This window comes from Vibrio sp. 10N.222.52.C3 (genome assembly GCF_041474195.1).
GTDB classification, from domain to species: Bacteria; Pseudomonadota; Gammaproteobacteria; order Enterobacterales; family Vibrionaceae; genus Vibrio; species Vibrio crassostreae_C.
Genome location: NZ_JBFRTQ010000101.1, coordinates 25,768 through 47,998 on the forward strand (window position 1 = coordinate 25,768; position 22,231 = coordinate 47,998).

Consider the following 22,231-nt stretch of genomic DNA (forward strand, 5'->3'; position numbering starts at 1 on the left):
TTTTGTTGGCTACAGATCCAGTTAGTTAAATTTGAACGATTGTTCAGGTTGTTGTAGTCTGAAGATAAATTGGATGCCTGCTTATACAGCGGACATGCCTTATCAATGATCATTTGGAATGACGATGAGCAAGAAACTTCAACTTGATATTATTTCTGACGTAATGTGCCCGTGGTGCGTAGTCGGTTACAAAAACTTAGAGCTAGCCGTTGCGGAACTTGGTTTAGAAGACCAGATTGAACTTGAATGGCAGCCGTTTGAGCTTAACCCTGACATGCCGCAAGAGGGCGAAAACCTGCGTGCCCATATCATGAGAAAATACGGTTCTAGCGCAGAAGAGAGCCAACGTTCACGAGAACAGCTTTCGGCTCGCGGCCAAGCGGTTGGTTTCGATTTCAATTTCTATGACAGTATGAGAATGGTCAATTCACGTCATCTACATGTACTTCTCGATTTTGCACTAGCGCACGGCAAACAGACTGAGTTAAAGCTACGCTTCTTTGCTGCTCACTTCACAGAGCAAAAAGACCTGTCCGATCTTGAAGTCATTGCACAAGAGCTTGAAGCGGTTGGCTTAGACTCAACGAAGGCACTGAAGCGCCTAAAGAACACCGACAACTTGAAGCAAATTGAAGCGCAAGAGTTTGAATGGCAACGCATGGGGATCTCTGCGGTTCCTACTGTGGTGTTCAACCGTAAGAGTGCAGTAACGGGCGCGCAGACGGTAGAAACCTACAAGCAGATTCTTCAAGAGCTTATTGCTGAATCATAAACGGATCATTGCTATCAATTGGAGTCTGAATTTCATGGAATCACTGTCACTCGCTCAAGCGCAAAAACTGGTATTGCTTTCGCAAAAGCTGCCGCCTAAGAAGTTGCCACCTAAAAAGCAACGCAATGGGGGCGCTTTGGCGAACACGTTGTCTGCGATTGAAAACCTTGGCTATGTGCAAATTGATACCATCTCTGTGATTCAGCGAGCTCACCACCACACGCTTTGGAATCGCAATCAAGATTACCAACTGAACCATCTTGATAAGCTGTTAGAGCGTCGAGAAGTATTTGAGTATTGGTCGCATGCCGCCGCGTATTTACCCATGCGTGACTTCCGATTCAGCCTACACCGCAAGAATGGCTTTGCGAGCGGTAAGCTCAAGCATTGGTATAAAAAGAATGACGCACTGATGGCTCATGTTCTCAAACGTATTGAGAATGAAGGGCCGTTGATGGCGAAAGATTTTGAAGGGGATAGGCCAAACCCCGGCGGTTGGGGCGGTAAACCGGCCAAGCAAGCATTAGAAACATTGTTCATGCAAGGCGACTTAATGGTGCCAAGCCGAGTTAACTTTCATAAGGTGTATGACCTAACCGAGCGAGTTTTACCGAGCGGAATTGATACCTCTGAGCCGACAGAACAAGAGTACATCGAGCATCTGATAACACGTTATTTAGAGGCTAACGGAGTTGGAATAGCGTCGGAAATGAGCTACCTACTCAAGAACACAAAGCCTTTGATTCAGAGAGCACTCCAACAGATGCTTGAAGATAAGCAGGTTCTGAAAGTAGATATTCAAGGCTCTGATTACTATGTCCTGCCAGGTGCTTTTGAACTGCTGAATCAACCTCTTTCCAGAACCAAGCTTAAGATACTGTCTCCGTTTGATAACCTGCTGATTCAACGAAAGCGAATGCAATCATTGTTCAACTTTGATTACCTCCTAGAATGCTATGTTCCAGAGGCCAAGCGTCAGTTTGGTTATTTTAGCTTACCGATTCTGTGGCAAGGTGAGCTGGTGGCACGAATGGATTGCAAGGTCGACAGGAAGAGTGGTTTGCTCAATATCCGTAACTTGGTTGTGGAAGAACGAATTAAAAACCATGAGTTGTTGGTTCATGCTTTATGCGATGAACTAAAACACTTCATGGTGTTCAACCAATGTGATGAGATGATCGTCCATAACACCACGCCCTCTGATCTTGGCAAGCGCTTGATGAGCCAATGGCAAACAGTCTAGCGGTCTTTGTTGTTTAGAAAGCGCTTAGTTACTCAGCAAACGCAGCTAACAAGAACTCGACAAAGGTTCTGTTCTTCAACGACAGTTGCTTGGTTTTGTAGAGCAAGTGAATCGGCTTTGGTAACGGCGCCATGCCGGGTAGGATTTCCAACAGCGCTCCACGATCAATCTCTTCTGCGACTAAGATAGTCGGTTGCAACAACACGCCCACCCCCTGCAGGGCGGCATACCGCAACACATCACCATTATTCGACATCAAGCGCACACGTTCTTTATTCGGTGTGGCGTGAGGAGCTTGGCTGCTGTAACTGAATCCAAGCGATGGGTGCTGCGCCAAGTCTTCCAATACTCTGATTTCAGCATGTTGGTTTAGGTAAGCGGGCGCCGCGCAGTAACACATCTCATAATCCCCTAAATACCTTGCGACCAAGCTTGAATCGGATAGGTCACCAATTCGCACAATCAGGTCAATGTCAGATGAATAAGGATCAACAAGGTCATTATTCAACATCAGGTCAACGTTAATGGTTGGGTGATGCGCGAGAAACTTAGCTACGATAGGGGCGAGTACCTTGTTTCCATAGGTGACAGGGCAGTTTATTTTTACCGTGCCTTGTGGTTGATTTTCCAAGGTTTGAATCAGGTTCTCTGCATTGCTGATGTCTTCGAGAATTCGCTTACACTCACGATAGTAAAGTTGTCCTGAATCGGTTAACGATTGCTTACGCGTGGTGCGGTGGATCAGCTGAGACTTCAAACTGGCTTCTAAGGAATGGACATGTTTGCTTATCATGGTCGCCGACAGGTTGAAGTGGTTTGCGGCGCTGCGAAAGCTACCTTGTTCCACCACATAGACGAAGACTTTCATGCTGGTTAACTTATCCATTGAACACTCTTGGTTGATAAACAATAAACAAAAGGTGAGTTTATCAATTATTAGGGGTTAATTATATTAATGGCAAACCGATAATTAACTAAAATAAGAGTGTGCAATGCCTCAAACGAATGAAACTATCTTTGTTACTGCCGAACTTAAGATCAAAACCAACATAGAACGAGCAGCTGCGCTCGAAGCTATCGAACAGTTTTGTTTAGACATGCAAAGCGAACCGGGCTGCCTACAAGCAATTGCAACCTATGATCAAAGCCAAAGCGATCGTGTGATCTTGCTTGAGCAATACGTAAACCGCGAGGCGATCAATCAGCACTTTGTGATGCCTCATACCCAAGCGTTTATTGAGCGTGATATTACCGAGTTGGTTCAAGCATTCGAAACGCAACGTGGGCCTATCAAAGCACAAGAGCAGGAGATCTAAGACATGAAATGGGGAATCCTAGGAACCAGCTTTATCTCAGGCGTAATGGCGGATGCGATTAAAGGCGATGCTCAAAGTGAGCTGTATGCTGTTGCTGGACGCACAGAGAAAACACTCAATGAGTTTGCTGCCCAATACCAGCCAACACGAACCTTCAACAACTATGAAGCCTTGATTGAAGATGAGTCGGTCGACATTATCTACATTGCTCTACCAAACCACGTTCATCATGAGTATGTGATTAAAGCGGCTCAAAAAGGCAAAGCGATCTTGTGTGAGAAGTCTTTGTCGGTAGATATGGAAAAAACCGAGCAAGCTTTACTAGCCGTGAAAGAAGCGGGCGTATTCTTTGCTGAAGGTTTGATGTATTTAAACCATCCACTTATCACCAAGCTTCATCAAGAACTGGCAACTGGTGAGATTGGCGAAGTGCGTTCAATTCAAGGTTCCTACGTTGCGGCGATTGATCAGTTCGTGAATCCTGCGAGCAAAGGCGCGCTATACAACCTTGGCTGTTACCCAATGTCGCTGATTCACTCTGTTGCGCAGCAGCAATTTGGTGAGAGCGTGTTCGATGACGTGCAGATTTCAGCCATTGGCCGACGTGGTCAAGATGGTAACATCTGCGAGTCATCGGCGATGATGCGCTTCAACGACCACTTCACAGCGCAAATCCATACTGCAGAAGACCACGGTTTAAAGCATGGTTTTACGATCCTAGGCAGCAAAGGCTGTATCACGCTAGATACTAATCCATGGCTACCGACGGCAGAAAACACGTTTACGGTAGAGATCTATGAAACGTCGACACGTGAAGTGAAAGTCGAAGCGCAAGGTGATGGTTTCCATTATCAAGTGCGCAATATCCGCCAAGCGGTTGAGCAAGGTGATACACAACTTGCTGCGCCCATGGCGACTCATCAAGACTCTCGCGTAATCATGAAGTTACTGACGGATTGGGAACAAGCGGCGAGCTAGTTTCTTTGCTAATTCCTGTACACGCCTCATACTTGGTAGCTTCGTAAGCTATCAAGCATGAGGTGTTTCTCTAATCCTTCTCGCCCATTATCCTCAATAAATACTTTGCATTTGAAACAGTCGCAGTGTCCAATATCGGTTGAGACTACATTGATCGAAAAACCTTATTTTTTAAGGTGTTAAATAGGACCTTTGCCGCATGCTTAAATCAGATAAGAAAATCGAGAATCAAATCAGAGACGTGTTAACTGACGTTTGTGAAGACACGCTGAAAGGCTTCGATGGTTTTTTGTGGGTGACTCACTCGGTCAACTTTTCCTCTTTTCCGCAAAGTTTGAAAATTGTCTGTGTATTCGATACCAATCAGGATAGAACGAACTTCTTAAGTGGCGAAGGTCAACAGAGTGTCTCAGGGGCTATTCAACAAGCGTTCAATCAAGTTGGAATTCAACTGAAGAATATCGATAAGCATGTTAGCTACGATACGCAAGAAAATTGCGATCGCGACCATCAAGGGAAGTGGAACAAGAGGCTTTAAGGAGCGTTGTCATCGTTCTTGTTTAGACAGCCTATCCAAATTGAGTTTCAATAGTGTGGCGCTCAAACTGAGATTCGATACAGCAAATCCAAGTCCTATTCTGAGTTCTAGGCTCTGATAACTTCTCATCTTCCAAACCGTATTATTCTCATTTTGAGAAAATCTGAGCTGATTTCTCGTTAGCCGGAGATACTTGGTTTCCAAATAAAATTAAAATCACAAAAACTTATATTTTCCTTAATGCATTGATTTTGAATCGGCATTTGCTCGTTTTACTTGCCACCGATGAAACAAGACAGACGAGCACTTGAACAATAGAGCCATGTAGTCGATACTTTTTTCGTATTTTGATTCCTAAATTGACACGTAAGTTGGCTGACTTTTCGTTTTGTGATTTAAGGCATGACAGTATCGATTAGGAAATTTGAATCATGAAAACCTACATTTCTGTGCTGCTCGCACTCATACCGTCATGTTTAATCGCTGGTTACGCTTTTGCTGTTGGTACAGCGGTTGTGCTGCCAGGGCAACATGAAGTTGGTGTTGATCTTTTGGGCTCCCCACTATCTACGAATGCCGTCATTGATTGGGAAATTTCCAACAGTGATATTGTGTTCGGAGCTTATGCCGACAAAGCCGACAATGAGCGGGCCACGACAATTGGTTATATGTACAACCAAGTCATGGCGATGAACTCGGGTTGGTTGGAGAACGATCTCCGTAACCAAGCTGAGTTAGAAGGCCTCAATTTCGAAGACTATTTCCTGCACTTTTCTGAAGATACTGTCATTGCCGAAGTTGATAAAACTCATGGCGAAAAGACCCTTTTAAACCGAAAACCTATGATCTTGGGTTATACAGCCAGTGAAGACCATGCTGGTTTTTGGTTGTATCAAGAGCCTCCGTGGGATGCCGATGTGTTTGAGAATTTCGAACAGGGTGGGGCTTTGTATGTCTATCATGCTGAACAGTTCGAACGGCTGACCTTTAAGTTCTCACAGTTTGCTGGCAGCGGTGAATTTTGGATTGAATACCCAACTGCTATTGATTCTCAGGGTAGGGTTTCACAATGGGAAAGGCTTGATGTAAAGAAAGACAAAACGCTCAATATGACCAAAAACCAATCGGTGATCTGGAACCTTCCGGATAACTGGTTAAGAGCTACAACTCATGATGGGAGCGGTGCGAGTTATGGCGGCGGCCAGTATTTTGGTTCAACCTTTTTGAGAGATGGTGGGCGCTTATACGTTGTGAGAGTTCGTTGGCAAAGTGAGAATGCCGACGACAGGCCGCGTTTAAAAGAAGTAAAACTCAAAAACAGTTTTCCAACCGTCAAGTTAACCGATGCTCCGACTTCAACCCCGGACGGCAATGCTATCAGCCAATGGCGAAAAATCCGTGGTTTTGATGTGTCTGCAGACCTAGATGGTGATAACTACTTGTCGCCAAGCGAGTATCGAAATCGAACCAATAAGAACGCGACAGCACGTTTTCGTTGGGAATCAAGAGTGGTGCCATTTGGTCGAATGTGGAGCGCTAACTCATCTTGGTCGCTAACGAACGTCGCAAACGCGGATTATCTATCTGCTATTCATCGCTACTACAAGCAAAGCTGGGCAAGACAAGGTTTGAATGGTGCGTACAACGACGACACAAATAAACTCATTGGCTCGAACCAGTTCTATGTTCACTCTGGCGGGCATGTTCAAGAGTTAGGAGCTGTTGCGGGTTCGAATCAAGCGGATGATCTCTACAAGCAACAATTTTCAGCGTTTCTCAAAAATCTTTCTGCTTTAGAAAGTGATGCGTCGATTGGGTTGAATATCGGAACCGCGAACTTACTGGGTCGAAATGGACAGTCTCATCTTAGCGAGGCGGGCTCTCTGTATTTACGCGAGCACTACATTTTTCCGTCTACTGGGTTTAGTGGTTACTCGGGGATCTCAAAATTCTGGGATAATTCTGCGCTCGCCTACAATGGGCAAAGTGTTATTTTTCAGGCGACAACGCGTTATGGGCGAGTTCAGTATCTTGGAAATAGTGAAGATAATTGGAAGCAAGACCAATACTCGACCCTAGCGATCTACCACCTCAATAGACACGCTCAACATAGCTACTTTAATCAGTGGAACAATGGTTACGTCTATGGAAGTGGCAATACGACGGCTGACACTTTCTGGCAAAGTGGTGTCCCTAAAAACATCGCCTACCAACCCAGTTCGTTATTGGCCGTTGACTTGGGAGAGCCGAGTCATCAAATCCCACATGGCTTTGCGCCGATTCCTTTGATGCTTTCGACAACGACACCTCAGCCTGCTGACTACACCATCGTTGGCGATTCCTCGATGAACGAAATGGTGCATGCTGATCTGCCCAATGGTATCACTCACGTTCTACCGACGTTCACGTACTTTATGTATCAATCTGAAAATCAGGTGGTTGCTGGTGGCCCTGAGGACATGGTGTTAGCGAGAGAGTTCAGCAATGGTCGTGTGTTGTATCGCACGGATTTCCACGGTAAGAATCCGAGCTTTTATGACGCGGCAAAACTCACCATCGCGCTGGATGTTCCAATGAAACCTGTTGATGCTAACGGTAACGTTGGTGACTATGTGAGTGAAATAGAAATTGGCGGTTATGAAGGGCTGTTCTTACTTTATTAGAACTAATGCGAGTGAGCACTCTCGAACCAGAGCAGACTAGAGCTTAGGTTCGGGATATGAGCTTATTCTTTTTACACTGCTTAAATTCTTTGGCGATCCACGATTGCTCGTTTAAACCATTGTCGATTAGAGCAAAAAGGTAGCCATCGACTTTGCCTGAAGCCGCAGGATATTCTTGAAAAGCGTGCTTAGGGTAGCCGGGGTAATCCATCTCGTATTGAGCGTCTAACTGCTTACCGAGTTGACGCCATTTTACGAATAACTCAGAAGAAGATGTCTCAACCTTATATTGGCCCAAAATGCGTTGGTGATGGGTTAACGCCACTTTAGCGCAGTGGTTGGTCTGTACGACTTTTTGTATCAATTCAACTTGTTCTTCACTCATGGTTTTCGCCAGTACATTCTCTTGTTCGATACGCGCCATTCGCTCACCAAACGTTTCAGCATGGATGGGAAACACAAAAGTAAGCGGTAAAGCCAATACCAAAAGACGCTTGTAGAACATAACCAAACTCGTTAGAAGGATTCGCGGCTATTATGCCGCCCGCCGCCAATATTATTAATGAATAAACACGCTTAACTGTAAAAATTATTTTTATCGAGTGGATAAATGTTCTTGGAATTGGGTTATTCAGGCTCTGAATGTTTGGTTGGTGAGCCTGAAAATTGATGAGGATCCGTTACGAATTAATGACCTTAATACCTTTGTCTTGAAGTTCATCAATCACACTACTCGAAAGATCAATATCGGTGATCACGCCATCAAGCGCGCTTAAATCTAAGGCGTGGAAGGTAGCGATGCGCCCGTATTTGGTTGAGTCTGAAATCAGATAGTTTGAATTAGCTGCTTGAACAATGGCTTGTTTGACTAACACCTTATTTTCACAAGGTGTCGAGAGCCCTTTTAGATTCCAAGATGAAGAAGAGATAAACGCAATATCAATATTCATCCCTGCCAAAAACTCAGCCACTTTACCCCCAATACTCGATTGATTTTCACGGTCAATCTTGCCACCAGTATGGTAAATCTCAGATTGTGTGTTGTTCATTAGGTACGCGGCAATTGCGAAGTCATTGGTGATGATAAGCAGGTCATCTCGCCCTGCAAGTTGGTGGGCGATCTCCAAAGAGGTTGTTCCAGCGTCTAAGTAGATAGTCGAATACTTAGGAACCAATTGAGCCGCTAGTTGACCTATTTGAGCTTTTTCGCTTGCTTGCTGTTCTACCTTTATGTCGTGTGACAATTCGCTGTGAAGTGCTTTAGTCAGCTGAACACCGCCCGAAACTGAAATCACTTTCCCTGATGTCTCTAGCTTTACGATATCCCGACGAATGGTCATATGAGAGACCTCTAGGTGCTCTACAAGCTCAGAAATACTGATCACTTCTTGGTGTGATAATAGTGACAAAATGGTTCTCTGACGTTCCGCTGGAATCATGATTCTTCTTCTATGTTCTTATTTTTCATCATCCTATCAATCTTTCTCTGTTTTGTGAATATCTGTGAATATCTGTTGTTAAATAGTAATTAGAACTGTGATAGTCGCCGAAATTATCATTATCAAATGCCTCGAAAGGGTTAAATTACTCATGAATGTTAACTTTTGTTAAAAGTGTGACTTATCACTAAGTCGCATTCGATTGCTTCACATATAATCACAAACATAAACAAGAATTAACAAATTTAGAGTTTAACAATTACGTGAAAGGCATCTTGCTATGAATGAAGTTCAATCTGTTGGTGTTATCGGTTTAGGTTCTATGGGCATGGGCGCAGCGAAGTCATGCGTGCGTGCAGGGCTTGATGTATATGGTTTCGATTTGAATCCGCAAGCGATTGAAAAATTGGGTGAATATGGCGCAAAAGCGGTCTCTACAAGCGCGGTTGAGTTTGCCGACAAACTTGATTCAGTTTTGGTATTGGTTGTGAATGAAGCTCAAGTTAACACGGTACTGTTTAAGACTGGTCTTGCGGCGGCACTGAGACCTAACACGCCAGTTATGGTCTCGGCAACGATCTCAGCAGAAGACGCGAAACAAATCGAAGCTCAGCTTGCTGAACATGATCTTGTGATGCTGGATGCGCCAGTGTCCGGCGGTGCAGTAAAAGCAGAAGCGGGTGAAATGACGATTATGGCTTCAGGTGCGGTGACCACATTTGAAGCACTGGCTCCGGTACTTGATGCAACTGCAGCTAAAGTCTACAACATCGGCGAGACCATTGGCCTTGGTGCGACCGTTAAGATTATCCACCAGTTACTAGCAGGTGTTCATATTGCTGCGGGCGCTGAAGCGATGGCACTAGCCGCACGCGCAAACATTCCGCTTGATTTGATGTACGACGTTGTTACGAATGCAGCGGGCAACTCTTGGATGTTCGAGAACCGCATGAAGCACGTAGTCGATGGTGATTACTCTCCAAAATCTATGGTTGATATCTTTGTGAAGGATTTGAACTTGGTATCAGATACCGCTCAAAACCTGAAATTCCCACTCCCATTATCAAGTGCTGCACTGAACATGTTCGTTAGCGCGAGTAATGCTGGATTTGGTCAAGAAGACGACAGTGCAGTGATAAAAGTCTTCCAAGGTATTGACCTGCCGGGTGTAAACACGTCAAAGGCGGAGAAATAATCATGTTATTAGGTGTTATTGCAGACGACTTTACAGGTGCAACAGACATTGCTGGTTTCTTGGTTGAAAACGGTATGCGCACTGTTCAACTGAATGGGATTCCAACGGGAGAGTTTGACACATCAGCAGATGCTGTGGTGATCAGCCTTAAATCTCGCTCTTGCCCAGTTGACCAAGCGGTGACGGATTCGGTTACTGCGCTTAAATGGCTTCAATCTCAAGGTTGCCAACAGTTTTACTTTAAATACTGCTCAACGTTCGACAGTACCGCTGAGGGCAATATTGGTCCCGTAACAGATGCACTTTTGGCGGAACTTGGAGAATCTTTCACTATGGTTTGCCCTGCATTGCCAGTAAATGGTCGCACGGTTTACAACGGTCACTTGTTTGTTTTTGGTGAGTTGCTCAGTGATTCAGGTATGCGTAATCACCCTGTTACACCAATGACGGATTCAAGTGTGGTTCGAATGATGGACGCACAATCAGAAGGTGTTTCCGGTTTAGTTAACTTTCAAACGATTGAACAGGGCGCTGATGCGGTTACCGCTCGTTTTAACGAACTCAAAGCTCAAGGTAGTCGCTACGCCGTGGTAGACGCATTTAATGCAGAGCACTTGGTGACGTTAGGTCAAGCGGCTAAATCTCTGAAGCTAATCACAGGTGGCTCAGGCCTAGCTGCTGGTATCGCTAAAAATTGGACAGGACATCTTGCTGACCAAAGTGATGCAAAACATGCCGGTAGCCCAGTCAAAGCACCAACCGTTGTGTTCTCTGGTTCTTGTTCAGTGATGACTAACCAACAAGTTGCGCTATACAAACAGCTTGCTCCTCACTTTGCTATCGATGTGAAGGCTTGCTTAACCAATGATCAATACGCCAATGAAGTATTCGATTGGGTGATGACTCATATTCAAAGTGAATTTGCACCGTTGGTATACGCGACGGCTGAAGCAACGGCACTAAAAGCTATTCAAGAAGAGTATGGCGCGCATGCCTCTAGTTATGCGGTTGAACAGTTCTTTAGCCAGCTAGCGATTAAGTTGCAGCAGAAAGGAGTGAAGAACTTCATTGTCGCTGGTGGTGAAACCTCTGGTGTAGTGACCCAAAGCTTGGCTGTGAAAGGTTTTCATATTGGCCCTCAAATCGCACCAGGTGTGCCTTGGGTGAGGTCGGTTGAAGGTGATCTTTCATTGGCACTTAAATCTGGCAACTTTGGTGATGAAAACTTCTTCGCTAAAGCTCAATCATTCTTTTCATAAGCGAGATTCAAATGAGTAAAGTTTTGATGAACGAGCAGCAGTTAAGAGAGCAAATGGTCACGCTCGCTCGTTCAATGTTCGAGCGAGGTTATGCTACAGGTGGCGCAGGTAACCTATCTATCAAATTGCCAAATGGACATTTTCTAGCAACACCAACAGGCTCTTCATTTGGTCGCCTTATCGCTGAGGAATTGTCGGTTGTTGATATTGATGGGAACCACATTTCAGGTAAGAAGCCTTCGAAAGAAGCCGCGTTCCACTTAGCGATTTATAGAAATAATGAAGAGTGCAATGCGATTGTGCACCTGCACTCTACATATCTAACTGCACTGTCTTGCCTTGAAGGGTTGGATGGTAACAACGCGATTAAGGCTTTCACACCGTATTTCGTGATGCGAATTGGTGAGTTACCAGTGATTCCTTACCTACGTCCGGGTGACCCACAAATCGCTGAAGAGTTGGCAAAACGAGCAGGTGATTATCGAGCATTTTTGTTAGCAAACCACGGCCCAGTAGTAACAGGCACTGACTTTGTTGATGCCGTTGATAACGCTGAAGAGCTAGAAGAGACCGCCAAATTAGCATTCTTATTGAAAGGGAATGATATCCGTTACCTAACGGACGAAGAAGTGATGGATTTAAAAGGGAGAGGCAAATAATGGCTAAGTTCGCAGCAAACTTAACGATGTTATTCACAGAAGTACCATTTCTAGAGCGTTTTGAAAAAGCACACCAAGCCGGTTTCAAAGCTGTTGAATACCTATTCCCTTATGCATTTGAGGCCGAAGAGCTTGCAGCAAAAATGCAGAGATTTGGTTTTGAGCAGGCGCTTTTTAACATGCCTCCAGGTAATTGGGATGCGGGTGAGCGTGGTTTTGCCGCTATTCCAGATCGTGAAGAGGAATTTAAAGCTAGTGTTGATACGGCGCTTATGTACGCGACAGCTCTGGGCTGTAAAAAAGTCCATGCAATGTCAGGCATATTGAATGAGAACTTTACTAAGCAACAACACGTTGAAACCTTCATCTCAAACATTCGTTTTGCGGCTGATAAGTTTGCTGAGCAAGGCATCGAATTGATGATTGAACCTCTTAATAGCCGTGATGTTCCGAACTATTTTGTGGCGCATCAACGTGAAGCTGTCGAACTGATTAAGTTGGTCGATAGACCAAATGTGAAACTTCAACTCGACCTTTATCACGCGCAAATCATGGATGGTGATTTAAGTACTTTGATTCGTGAAGTTGCTGCTTATACCGGTCATATCCAAATTGCTTCTGTACCAGAGAGGCATGAACCATCGGAAGGCGAACTGAACTACCCACATTTATTTAGTGTTTTGGATGATTCAGGTTACCAAGGTTGGATTGGCTGTGAATATAACCCAAGAAGCACGACAGAAGAGGGGCTTAGCTGGGTAAAAAGTTATTTATAGCGCGGTGTGAATGGCGTTTATATGTAACGAACCATAAAAGTAAAAACTGATTTAGATAACACGGCTTACAGGTAAGCCAACACATAACGATAAAGTGCAATAGGTGATCCCGATATCACCTATATGCACCACCCTACAACTTTCATAAAAATGAAGAAAGAGACAAAAGGAATATAAAATGGATGGAGCACTGATAGGCATCGTAATTGGCATTTTAGCCATGATGGGTATGATTATTAAAACGAGAATCCCAGTCGCACTTGCTATGATTATTGCAAGTATCATCATGGGTCTGTTTGCAGGAATGGCACCAACCGAATTGATCAACGCAATTAAAGTAGGCTTCGGTGGTGTTTTAGGCGGCATTGGCCTGATTATCGCGTTTGGCGTGATCATGGGCGCGTGTTTCGAGCGTTCTGGGGCTGCGGTTCGTATGGCAAAAACCTTTGTTAAGCTTTGTGGTAAAGGCCGTGAAGATTTAGCACTAGGTTTCACTGGCGTATTAGTGGCTATCCCGGTTTTTTGTGACTCTGCGTACATCATTTTGCATTCCCTTGTTCGCGCAATCTCACGAGATACGGGTAAGTCAGCGGTTGGCCTTGGTGTGACTCTAGCACTTGGCTTGCTTATCACTCACGCACTTGTGCCACCAACACCGGGCCCAGTTGCTGTGGCTGGAATTCTAGGTGTAGATCTAGGTGAGTACATGTTGTGGGGTTTGATGGTTTCTATCCCTATGATGCTTCTTTCTATGATTTATATTCGCCGAGTAGGTAACGAGTACTACCGCGTACCAAACGGTGAAACATGGATTACGAACCAAGCTGATTGGGCAAACCTTGAAAAAGTAAAAGAGACAGATGACAGAGAGCTACCAAGTAACTTTTTATCATTCGGTCCAATTTTGTTGCCAATCGCATTCATTCTAATCAATACGCTTGTTGGTCAAGGTGATACTGCAATGCACAACGTTATTTCGTTGATTGGTAACCCAGTGGTGGCTGTAGGTATCGGTGTTCTTATGGCGCTATACGGTCTTACTCGCCACATCGAACGTAAAGACATGGTTAGCTCTATGGATGATGCTCTGTCTACTACAGGTCTAATTCTTGTGGTAACTGGCTGTGGTGGCGCAATGGGTGCAGTACTTAAAGCATCAGGTGCTGGGCCTCAAGTTGCAGAAGCGATCGCGAGCAGTGGCATTCCACCATTATTAGTACCATTAGCAATTGCATCTATGCTTCGCTTAATCCAAGGTTCAGCAACGGCGTCCATGATGGTTGCGGCGACAATGACATTACCTCTTGTTGAAACGTTAGGTTTGGATCCTGTGTTCGTGGCCCTTGCTTGTGCAGTAGGTCCTGTAGGCTTCTCTCACTTGAACGATTCATACTTTCATATCATTAACCGTACGTTAGGTATTACTGAACTTGCAGACCAAATCAAGATCTGGTCTGTGTCTTCAACTATCGCATGGGCGATTGGTGCAAGCATCATCATGGTTCTCAACCTGGTATTTGGTAAAGGCGGTACGTGGATTGATCCACTGATACCAATTGCTGTGTTAGGTGCTCTGTTTGTGTGGCTAAAAAGTAAAGAGAAATCACAAGTAAAGACAGCCGTTACTAACTAATATTGCATAGCTTTATATACTGCCCCTATTAAGTGATTAGCTTGCTGATCTTCAATAGGGGCATTTTTGGATCGGGCACTCATCAAAATTACTAATCTTTTGGATCTCTCAGTATGAAAATTGTTATTGCACCAGACTCGTTTAAAGAGTCTTTATCTGCCTTATCGGTGGCAGCGTGTATCGAAAAGGGCTTTCGTGAAATCTTCCCTGACGCTGACTATGTGACCTTGCCTTTGGCCGATGGCGGTGAAGGGACTGTGGATGTATTGCTCCAAGGGCTTTTTGGTGAAAAGCGACATAGCCAAGTCGAAGGGCCGTTAGGGCAACCAGTCAATGCAGAATGGGCAATGCTAGAACCGTCGGATCAGAATCCTAAGAAAACGGCTTTAATTGAGATCGCCGCTGCCTCTGGTTTGGACTTGTTGAAACCAGAGCAGCGTGATCCATTGATTGCTTCTTCATTCGGAACGGGGCAATTGATTTTGGAGGCGATAGAGCAGGGCGCTCAAACGATTATTCTTGGATTGGGTGGCAGTGCAACTAATGATGGCGGTGCAGGTATTGTTCAAGCATTAGGTGGGACACTGTTAGATAATGCAGGGCAAGAGCTTAACCGAGGTGGCGTTGCACTAGCTGATTTATCATCGATTGATCTTACTGGTTTAGATTCACGCTATGCTGATATCGAGTTAATTGTGGCGTGCGATGTCGATAATCCGTTGTGTGGTGATAACGGTGCTAGCCATATATTCGGCCCACAAAAAGGCGCAAGCCCAGAACAAGTTGTGATGCTTGATAAGGCGCTTGAGAATTTTGCTCAAGTAGTTGAATCGCAAGGTTGTGTTCGTGGGGATGATCCCGTTCACAAGCGTACTGGTTATGGCGCGGCTGGTGGTGCTCCAATGGGGCTTGGTTTGTTGTTTAACATGCAGATTAAACCGGGTATTGAGATGGTGCTTGATGTTTTGCAAGCCGATGAAGTATTGAAAGGCGCAGATCTTGTGATTACCGGTGAAGGGCAAATGGACAATCAAACTCTGCAAGGAAAAACACCTTATGGCATTGCCAAACGTGCGAGCTTACAGGGCATTCCAACCATAGGAATTGCCGGATCTTTAGGCACCGAAGTAGAAGCGCTTTACGGCGAAATGAGCAGCTTGTTTGGAACTGTAAGATCGCCACAAACTTTAGAAAAAGTATTACAAGAGGCGGAGCTTAACTTAACAAGAACGGCAAGAAATATCGCAGCGACTTTACGGTTAGGTCACAAAATATCTCAAAAATAGTGGCTTCTACGAGGTAGGCTGCGCCTAGCTTTGGTTTTCTTCGTGTTGTAAGTTCATGATTATTATATTGTAAATATTATTGTCAATATTGAATGATTATGATTTAGATCATTAATTTGATAGGTTTTATCCATGATAACGATAAATACAAACGATTATATTTTACTTTAGCCCAGGCGTATTCTATATCCTTAATTACTGCGTGGTTTTGTGTGATGAATAGCCACCATTCAGAAGTAAAGATGCAACAAAGATGGTGCATCTAAAAGGTAATAAGGAATAGATGATGAGTAAAAAATTAACTACAGCTGCGGGTTGTCCTGTTGCTCATAACCAGAATGTTCAAACTGCGGGTAAACGCGGTCCTCAACTTCTTCAAGATGTTTGGTTTTTAGAAAAAATGGCGCATTTTGATCGTGAGGTGATTCCAGAGCGTCGTATGCACGCGAAAGGCTCAGGTGCTTACGGCACATTTACCGTTACACACGACATCACAAAATACACCAAGGCAAAACTATTCTCTGAAATCGGTAAAAAGACGGATCTGTTTGCACGATTTACAACGGTAGCTGGCGAACGTGGCGCAGCGGACGCGGAGCGTGATATTCGCGGTTTCGCGTTGAAGTTTTATACTGAAGAAGGCAACTGGGATATGGTGGGTAACAACACGCCAGTATTCTTCCTTCGTGATCCTCTTAAGTTCCCAGACTTAAACCACGCCGTTAAACGTGACCCTCGCACTAACATGCGCAGCGCGAAGAACAACTGGGATTTCTGGACTTCTTTACCTGAAGCACTTCACCAAATTACTATCGTGATGAGTGATCGCGGTATCCCTGCGACTTACCGCCACATGCATGGTTTCGGCAGTCACACGTTCAGCTTCATCAATGCTGACAACGAACGTTTCTGGGTTAAATTCCACTTCAAATCTCAGCAAGGTATTAAGAACTTGTCTGACGCAGAAGCGGCACAAGTGATCGGTGATGATCGCGAAAGCCACCAACGTGATTTGCTAGACAGCATCGATAACCAAGATTTCCCGAAATGGACGTTGAAAGTACAAGTGATGCCAGAAGCGGATGCAGCGAAGGTTCCATACAACCCGTTCGATTTGACTAAGATCTGGCCTCATGCAGATTACCCGTTGATCGAAGTGGGCGAATTTGAGCTAAATCGTAACCCGCAAAACTTCTTCGCAGAAGTAGAGCAGTCAGCATTCAACCCAGCGAACGTAGTTCCAGGTATCAGCTTCTCGCCAGACAAGATGCTGCAAGGGCGTCTGTTTGCTTACGGTGATGCACAACGTTACCGTTTGGGTGTAAACCATCAGCACATTCCAGTGAATGCGCCTCGTTGCCCAGTACACAGCTACCACCGTGATGGCGCGATGCGTGTCGATGGTAACTTCGGTGGCACATTAGGTTATGAGCCAAACAACGAAGGTCAATGGGCTGAGCAACCAGATTTCGCTGAACCAGCACTGAACCTAGATGGCGTAGCAGCACACTGGGATCACCGCGAAGATGAAGATTACTTCTCGCAACCGGGTGACTTGTTCCGCCTAATGACACCAGAGAAGCAAGCGATTCTTTTTGATAACACTGCTCGCAACCTAGGCGGCGTGCCAAAAGAGATTCAATTGCGTCACCTAAGACACTGTTACAAAGCTGACCCTGCATACGGTGAAGGCATTGGTAAACTGCTTGAAATCGACGTGAGCGAATTTAAGTCGTAATCAATCATCTTGATTCGTTAATTGAAAGGCCGTTGAGTGAATCACTCAACGGCCTTTTTTGATCTCGCTGATCATCAAGCAACCCTAAATCATTGAAAAGTTGAACTATTCACATTGATAGTTTTTACCTATCGAATTGATAAATTTATCCCATTATCTTTGTAAGAACGATCGGATTATTCTACGACTATCAGTTTATAAAGTAATAGAGTTTGAGATGAGTAAAAGCGCATTAATTGTTGAAGGTGGGGCAATGAGAGGCATCTTCGCAGCCGGAGTGTTGGACGCCTTTATGCAAGACGATTTCCGTCCCTATGATTTTGCTATTGGTGTATCTGCGGGCGTGTCGAACCTCGTTGGTTACTTATCTCAAGCGCCAAAGCGCAGTTATAACGTGATTACTACCATGGCGACCGACAAAACCTTCTTTAATCCAACTCGCTTTGCTAAAGGCGGTAACTTGGTGGACGTGAAGTGGTTGTGGGATGAGTCTAACCAACGTTACCCACTCGATTGTGGTGAGCTGTTTTCAAGTATCCCACTCATTGCAGCTGTAACAAACGTCGATACAGGCAGTGCAGACTACTACCATATCAAGCCAGAAAACCTCTCTAACGTGGTTGAAGCGACCACCGCGTTACCTATTGCTTACCGCGAAACTCCGTGTTTCTCTGGTGGTTGTTATACCGATGGTGGCGTAGCGGATTCAATTCCGGTTCGCGAAGCATATCGACGTGGTGCGCGTGACATTACCGTGATTCTTTCTCACCCTCTGAGTTATCGAATGAAACCGCAGAAGTATCAGTGGATGCTGAAAAAGCTGTTAAAGAAATTCCCAAACATTGCTGAGTCGATGGCGGTACGTGCTGAAAACTACAACCAATCTTTAGAGTTCATTCGTAATCCACCAAAAGATGCGACCATCAAGGTGATTGCGCCGCCAGAAGCCTTCGCGGTGAAGCGTTTGACCATGGATCAAGTGACACTTGATGCAGGTTACGAGATGGGCATCCAAGCTGGGGAAGAGCATATCGCGATCCGAAAAGGCGTGTATGGTTTGGATATTGAAGATTGTCACTTTTGTGTCTAGTTCTGTTTTCGATAATGGACTAAGCTAAAAAGCCACGCTATTCATTAAGACCTAGCGTGGCTTTATATTTTAGAAAACAATCTATTTTTAAAACAATATTTTATTAAAGCAGCCTGTTACTAAACCAGTCTATTACTCGACCAATTCATTACCGCTGGTGTTACCAGTAAAGAAGGCATCAACACTGGTGAGCGTTGTGTTGGCAATGTTGAACAACGCATCTTTAGTCAAGAAAGCTTGGTGACCTGTGAACAGCACGTTGTGACAAGCAGATAGACGGCGGAACACATCATCGACAATCACGTCATTTGATTTGTCTTGGAAGAACAGCTCTTTCTCGTTGTCATACACATCAAGACCAAGTGCGCCAATCTTACTCTGTTTAAGCGCTTCGATAGCAGCTGTGGAATCCAGTAGTTCACCACGGCTGGTGTTGACAATCATCACGCCGTCTTTCATCTTCTCAAACGCAGTCGCATCTAATAGGTGGTAGTTCTCTTTACTCATTGGGCAGTGTAGAGAAATCACATCAGACTCTTGGTAAAGTTCGTCGAGTTCAACGTATTTAGCGCCTAACTCAACAGCTAACGGGTTTGGATATGGGTCGTAGCATAGGATATTCATGCCTAAACCCTTCAGAATTCGCATCGTCGCTAGGCCAATCTTACCCGAGCCAATCATACCGACCGTTTTACCGTGGAAGTTAAAGCCAACTAACCCCTCAAGAGAGAAGTTCGCATCACGAGTGCGTTGGTATGCGTTGTGTAGTTTACGGTTCAAACACATCATCATGCCAACCGTGTGTTCTGCTACCGATTCTGGTGAGTAAGCCGGAACGCGAACCACTTGCAGACCAAACTCTTTGGCTGCGTCTAGGTCGACCTTGTCAAAGCCCGCACAGCGCATCGCGATTAACTTGGTGCCGCCTTGAGCAAGAATCTCTAACACGTCTCGCGATAGGTCATCGTTTACAAACGCACAAACCACTTCGTTGTCGTGCGCCATTTTTGCTGTTGTTGTGGTGAGTCGAAAATCGTGAAAATGAAACTCAGCGTTGAGTTCGCCTTTTGCCAGTTCGAATGATTTTTCGTCGTATGATTTTGAGCTAAAAAAAGCAATGTTGAGCATGGCTTCCTCTCTTACCTAAAATATAAATAACCCACTAATTCATTCTCTGAGACGGGATTAAAACTAATAACTCTGTTCAGTGTGCTAGAGTTTTTTTCTCTTGTCTATCACCATTAGTCATTGTAATTGCTATGGTTATTTGATCTTTTGTCTTCACTTATTGAACATTAAAAATCACATTACGAGGTTGCTTGCTTATAAGTTCATCAATATTGAATGAATCTTACTTTCGGGTGTGGAACGTTGAATTTTCCAGTGTGACGGAATACGTAAATGACTCATATAAAACCTCTTCTCTAACTGTTCTTTGAAAGTTGTGCTTCTGTCTAACGAGTGGCGGTTGTTATTTACCAGTAGTTCTCACTGCTGAATTGACCGGGTTTTCTGCGTAAGTGCTTTTCGAAACCTAAGCTAGTTAGCGCTTCGCTTGTGTCACGAACCATTTGCGGATTGCCGCAAAGGTAGAAAAAACTGCGGGTTTGATTGAAAGCGACAGACGCGGCTTGCTCGAGGTCGCCTCCAAGTAACAAATTTGGGATTCGTCCGCGCAAAGTTCCGGTAACTGATTCTCTAGAAATAATTGGCACATATTTAAGTCTCCCTTGAAAGTGATTAACGAGTTGAGTGATACGATCTCGATAAGTCAGGTCTTGCTCTGTTCTTACAGCATGCACTAGAACCAGATTCTTGAATGAAGAGGCTTTGTCTGAAGCCAACTCATTTTGCTGTATCTGCATGCTCTCAAGTATTGAGATAAATGGGCCTACCGCGGTTCCGGTTGAAAGCATCCATAGATCGTCGGCGATCTCTGGGATCTCATCTAATGTCATAAAGCCACTTGGGTCTTTCCCGACAAAGATGTCATCACCAGCTTGCAATTCGTGAAGTTGAGGCGAGAGCTGACCGTTCTGATCCTTAATAATCAAAAACTCTAGATGCTGATGTCCTTGCTCATGCTCTGGTGCATTCACCATAGAATAAGCGCGTCTCACAAACTCACCTTCGTTATTGAGCAAGCCAAGCTTAGTAAACTGACCTGCCTGATAAGAAGAGACAGGTGCACTAACCTGGAGTGAGAACAATTGATCTGTCCATTCTGTTTTGTTTAGGACTTTGCCTGTAACTAAACCATGAGGAATATCTGTCATATCATCCACCTTTAAGAAGAGAAGTTATCTCATTAAGGATACTCAACTATTTACACTTTAGAGTTGCATGTACCACGCCAATAATGAGAATGCTTATCAATACTGATTAAAGGTTAATTATTGGGTCGAATGTTGTCAAAAAGACAACATACTATTTGAGTCCAAATGACTCGTGCATGTGTTTTGGTTTCGTTTTAATAGACTTTAGCTGGTTGAACATCGTTAACATAGGTTGAGTGGTTTGACCCCTAGGATATTCAATCAATTACTGAAGAGAATAATTTATAGATGCGTATAATGGCGGCTTTCGTTCTCATTATAACTGTGTTTTATGCTTGATAATCTTCGTATGGCCTTGAACGTATTGTTCGTGACCATTAATACTGCATTCACCGCATTGGCTGTGAGCCTGTTTGCCCTAATCAAACTTATTTTGCCAATTTCTGTCGTTCAAAAATCATGCACTCGCTTAGCTAACTTCACATTCTGGTGTTGGGCTTCTCTTAATTTATGGATGTTGAACGCCAATAACGATATCGAATGGCAAGTGGAAGGGGGGGAAGATATTTCGACCAAGCAGTGGTATTTGATGATGTCTAACCACCTAAGCTGGGCAGATATTGTGATTTTGTCTTCAATCCTAAAAGACAAAATGCCGATGACGAAGTACTTCTTGAAACATGAATTGTTGTACGTACCATTTGTTGGCTTGGCCTGCTGGGGCTTAGATATGCCATTCATGAGACGCCACTCTCGTGAGTTCCTATTACGCAACCCAGAACGCCGTAATGATGATTTTAATGCAATCAATAAAGCGTGTACTAAGTTCAAATTAGCACCGACAACATTGGTTAATTTTGTTGAAGGGACTCGTGCAAACCACGAGAAACTGGCGTCAGCAAAGACCCCTTATCGCCACTTATTGAAGCCGAAAACTGGGGGCGTGGCATTTGCTTTATCTGCAATGGGCCCAATTTTGGATGGCATCGTGGATGTGACCTTAGCTTACCCTGAAAACCAAACCTCTCCGTTTGAAGATATGCTGAAGGGCAAAATGACTAAGGTCGTTGTGCGTATTAAATTGCATCCAATGGATGAGAACGTGAACGGTAATTACTTTGAAGATAAGGCTTTTAAACGTCGCTTCCACAATTGGTTGAACAGCACGTGGAAAGAGAAAGACGTCTACCTTGATACGGTTTATGGGGTTGATAAGCCTTCTGAGGTAGAGACAGTTGACGAGCCTGATGTGGCTTATAAGAAACAAGAACAGTAAGCTAAAACTGAATCGATAGCATTAATAAAGCCGATAGCTCATTGAACTATCGGCTTTTTTATTAATTTGACTTTCTTAATATTCAAACCATTAA

General features: G+C 44.4%; 20 protein-coding genes. 15 read left to right on the forward strand and 5 right to left on the reverse strand.

From position 1 onward, the window contains the following. Nucleotides 1–124 precede the first annotated feature (124 nt). Entirely contained in the window at nucleotides 125–772 is a 648-nt protein-coding gene (locus tag AB4517_RS16015) for a DsbA family oxidoreductase (protein ID WP_017060931.1), read from the forward strand. Between the two features lie 34 nt (nucleotides 773–806). Continuing rightward, nucleotides 807–2,015 (forward strand): winged helix-turn-helix domain-containing protein, encoded by a 1,209-nt coding sequence (locus tag AB4517_RS16020; protein WP_017072304.1) that lies wholly within the window; start codon nucleotides 807–809, stop codon nucleotides 2,013–2,015. Nucleotides 2,016–2,043: 28 nt separating this feature from the next. Here the strand turns inward: AB4517_RS16020 and AB4517_RS16025 are convergent, their stop codons facing one another. Next, complete coding sequence (locus AB4517_RS16025; RefSeq protein WP_372148689.1) at nucleotides 2,044–2,901, reverse strand: LysR substrate-binding domain-containing protein; 858 nt, start codon at nucleotides 2,899–2,901, stop codon at nucleotides 2,044–2,046. Nucleotides 2,902–3,007: 106 nt separating this feature from the next. On the opposite strand from AB4517_RS16025, the gene AB4517_RS16030 reads away from it, so the two are divergent. The 4 genes from AB4517_RS16030 (at nucleotide 3,008) to AB4517_RS16045 (ending at nucleotide 7,510) form a co-directional block, all read left to right on the forward strand. Further along, entirely contained in the window at nucleotides 3,008–3,331 is a 324-nt protein-coding gene (locus tag AB4517_RS16030) for a putative quinol monooxygenase (protein ID WP_229648088.1), read from the forward strand. A gap of 3 nt (nucleotides 3,332–3,334) precedes the next feature. After that, nucleotides 3,335–4,309, forward strand: a complete 975-nt coding sequence (locus tag AB4517_RS16035) for a Gfo/Idh/MocA family protein (RefSeq protein ID WP_372148691.1) — start codon at nucleotides 3,335–3,337, stop codon at nucleotides 4,307–4,309. A gap of 199 nt (nucleotides 4,310–4,508) precedes the next feature. Beyond that, a complete protein-coding gene (locus AB4517_RS16040; RefSeq protein ID WP_372148693.1) occupies nucleotides 4,509–4,847 on the forward strand; it encodes a Fis family transcriptional regulator in 339 nt (112 codons plus the stop codon). 431 nt (nucleotides 4,848–5,278) lie between these two features. After that, nucleotides 5,279–7,510, forward strand: a complete 2,232-nt coding sequence (locus AB4517_RS16045) for a hypothetical protein (RefSeq protein ID WP_372148695.1) — start codon at nucleotides 5,279–5,281, stop codon at nucleotides 7,508–7,510. A 43-nt stretch (nucleotides 7,511–7,553) separates the two neighbouring features. On the opposite strand, the gene AB4517_RS16050 is transcribed toward AB4517_RS16045, so the two are convergent. Both AB4517_RS16050 and AB4517_RS16055 read right to left on the reverse strand, forming a co-directional pair. Next, nucleotides 7,554–8,015, reverse strand: a complete 462-nt coding sequence (locus AB4517_RS16050) for a hypothetical protein (protein ID WP_017064007.1) — start codon at nucleotides 8,013–8,015, stop codon at nucleotides 7,554–7,556. Nucleotides 8,016–8,190: 175 nt separating this feature from the next. Continuing rightward, nucleotides 8,191–8,949, reverse strand: a complete 759-nt coding sequence (locus AB4517_RS16055) for a DeoR/GlpR family DNA-binding transcription regulator (RefSeq protein WP_010431743.1) — start codon at nucleotides 8,947–8,949, stop codon at nucleotides 8,191–8,193. A 280-nt stretch (nucleotides 8,950–9,229) separates the two neighbouring features. On the opposite strand from AB4517_RS16055, the gene ltnD reads away from it, so the two are divergent. The 8 genes from ltnD to AB4517_RS16095 all read left to right on the forward strand — a co-directional run bounded on the left by ltnD (nucleotide 9,230) and on the right by AB4517_RS16095 (nucleotide 18,585). Beyond that, entirely contained in the window at nucleotides 9,230–10,144 is a 915-nt protein-coding gene (ltnD, locus tag AB4517_RS16060; protein WP_372148697.1) for an L-threonate dehydrogenase, read from the forward strand. Nucleotides 10,145–10,146: 2 nt separating this feature from the next. Next, nucleotides 10,147–11,403 carry a 3-oxo-tetronate kinase gene (gene otnK / locus AB4517_RS16065; RefSeq protein WP_372148700.1) on the forward strand — a complete coding sequence of 419 codons (1,257 nt, stop codon included), beginning with the start codon at nucleotides 10,147–10,149 and terminating at the stop codon, nucleotides 11,401–11,403. Between the two features lie 11 nt (nucleotides 11,404–11,414). Next, a complete protein-coding gene (locus AB4517_RS16070) occupies nucleotides 11,415–12,062 on the forward strand; it encodes an aldolase (RefSeq protein ID WP_372148703.1) in 648 nt (215 codons plus the stop codon). Beyond that, nucleotides 12,062–12,838, forward strand: a complete 777-nt coding sequence (gene otnI, locus AB4517_RS16075; protein WP_371724882.1) for a 2-oxo-tetronate isomerase — start codon at nucleotides 12,062–12,064, stop codon at nucleotides 12,836–12,838. The genes AB4517_RS16070 and otnI overlap by 1 nt, the downstream gene beginning before the upstream one ends. A 178-nt stretch (nucleotides 12,839–13,016) precedes the next feature. Next, complete coding sequence (locus AB4517_RS16080; protein ID WP_016799855.1) at nucleotides 13,017–14,471, forward strand: GntP family permease; 1,455 nt, start codon at nucleotides 13,017–13,019, stop codon at nucleotides 14,469–14,471. A gap of 113 nt (nucleotides 14,472–14,584) precedes the next feature. Continuing rightward, nucleotides 14,585–15,757, forward strand: coding sequence for a glycerate kinase (locus tag AB4517_RS16085; RefSeq protein WP_372148706.1), 1,173 nt, complete (start codon nucleotides 14,585–14,587; stop codon nucleotides 15,755–15,757). A 286-nt stretch (nucleotides 15,758–16,043) separates the two neighbouring features. Further along, nucleotides 16,044–17,495 (forward strand): catalase, encoded by a 1,452-nt coding sequence (locus AB4517_RS16090; protein ID WP_372148709.1) that lies wholly within the window; start codon nucleotides 16,044–16,046, stop codon nucleotides 17,493–17,495. Between the two features lie 217 nt (nucleotides 17,496–17,712). Next, nucleotides 17,713–18,585: a patatin family protein gene (locus AB4517_RS16095; RefSeq protein WP_372148712.1), complete on the forward strand. Its 873-nt coding sequence runs from the start codon at nucleotides 17,713–17,715 to the stop codon at nucleotides 18,583–18,585. A gap of 132 nt (nucleotides 18,586–18,717) precedes the next feature. Here AB4517_RS16095 and AB4517_RS16100 read toward each other — a convergent pair whose 3' ends face one another. Together AB4517_RS16100 and AB4517_RS16105 are read right to left on the reverse strand one after the other, a co-directional pair. Further along, on the reverse strand, nucleotides 18,718–19,713 hold the full coding sequence (locus tag AB4517_RS16100; RefSeq protein WP_372148715.1) for a 2-hydroxyacid dehydrogenase: 996 nt from the start codon (nucleotides 19,711–19,713) through the stop codon (nucleotides 18,718–18,720). 347 nt (nucleotides 19,714–20,060) lie between these two features. Beyond that, complete coding sequence (locus AB4517_RS16105; protein WP_017063994.1) at nucleotides 20,061–20,861, reverse strand: ferredoxin--NADP reductase; 801 nt, start codon at nucleotides 20,859–20,861, stop codon at nucleotides 20,061–20,063. Between the two features lie 331 nt (nucleotides 20,862–21,192). On the opposite strand from AB4517_RS16105, the gene AB4517_RS16110 reads away from it, so the two are divergent. Beyond that, a complete protein-coding gene (locus AB4517_RS16110; protein ID WP_017063993.1) occupies nucleotides 21,193–22,137 on the forward strand; it encodes an acyltransferase in 945 nt (314 codons plus the stop codon). Nucleotides 22,138–22,231 lie beyond the last annotated feature (94 nt).

Bases quoted from the DNA above. Each gene is read 5' to 3' on its own strand.
- AB4517_RS16045 (WP_372148695.1), top strand. From the start codon at position 5,279: ATGAAAACCTACATTTCTGTGCTGCTCGCACTCATACCGTCATGTTTA.
- AB4517_RS16015 (WP_017060931.1), top strand. From the start codon at position 125: ATGAGCAAGAAACTTCAACTTGATATTATTTCTGACGTAATGTGCCCG.
- AB4517_RS16080 (WP_016799855.1), top strand. From the start codon at position 13,017: ATGGATGGAGCACTGATAGGCATCGTAATTGGCATTTTAGCCATGATG.
- AB4517_RS16035 (WP_372148691.1), top strand. From the start codon at position 3,335: ATGAAATGGGGAATCCTAGGAACCAGCTTTATCTCAGGCGTAATGGCG.
- AB4517_RS16040 (WP_372148693.1), top strand. From the start codon at position 4,509: ATGCTTAAATCAGATAAGAAAATCGAGAATCAAATCAGAGACGTGTTA.
- AB4517_RS16025 (WP_372148689.1), bottom strand. From the start codon at position 2,901: ATGGATAAGTTAACCAGCATGAAAGTCTTCGTCTATGTGGTGGAACAA.
- AB4517_RS16110 (WP_017063993.1), top strand. From the start codon at position 21,193: ATGCTTGATAATCTTCGTATGGCCTTGAACGTATTGTTCGTGACCATT.
- AB4517_RS16085 (WP_372148706.1), top strand. From the start codon at position 14,585: ATGAAAATTGTTATTGCACCAGACTCGTTTAAAGAGTCTTTATCTGCC.
- AB4517_RS16090 (WP_372148709.1), top strand. From the start codon at position 16,044: ATGAGTAAAAAATTAACTACAGCTGCGGGTTGTCCTGTTGCTCATAAC.
- otnI (WP_371724882.1), top strand. From the start codon at position 12,062: ATGGCTAAGTTCGCAGCAAACTTAACGATGTTATTCACAGAAGTACCA.
- AB4517_RS16100 (WP_372148715.1), bottom strand. From the start codon at position 19,713: ATGCTCAACATTGCTTTTTTTAGCTCAAAATCATACGACGAAAAATCA.
- ltnD (WP_372148697.1), top strand. From the start codon at position 9,230: ATGAATGAAGTTCAATCTGTTGGTGTTATCGGTTTAGGTTCTATGGGC.
- AB4517_RS16105 (WP_017063994.1), bottom strand. From the start codon at position 20,861: ATGACAGATATTCCTCATGGTTTAGTTACAGGCAAAGTCCTAAACAAA.
- AB4517_RS16020 (WP_017072304.1), top strand. From the start codon at position 807: ATGGAATCACTGTCACTCGCTCAAGCGCAAAAACTGGTATTGCTTTCG.
- AB4517_RS16055 (WP_010431743.1), bottom strand. From the start codon at position 8,949: ATGATTCCAGCGGAACGTCAGAGAACCATTTTGTCACTATTATCACAC.
- AB4517_RS16095 (WP_372148712.1), top strand. From the start codon at position 17,713: ATGAGTAAAAGCGCATTAATTGTTGAAGGTGGGGCAATGAGAGGCATC.
- AB4517_RS16030 (WP_229648088.1), top strand. From the start codon at position 3,008: ATGCCTCAAACGAATGAAACTATCTTTGTTACTGCCGAACTTAAGATC.
- AB4517_RS16050 (WP_017064007.1), bottom strand. From the start codon at position 8,015: ATGTTCTACAAGCGTCTTTTGGTATTGGCTTTACCGCTTACTTTTGTG.
- otnK (WP_372148700.1), top strand. From the start codon at position 10,147: ATGTTATTAGGTGTTATTGCAGACGACTTTACAGGTGCAACAGACATT.
- AB4517_RS16070 (WP_372148703.1), top strand. From the start codon at position 11,415: ATGAGTAAAGTTTTGATGAACGAGCAGCAGTTAAGAGAGCAAATGGTC.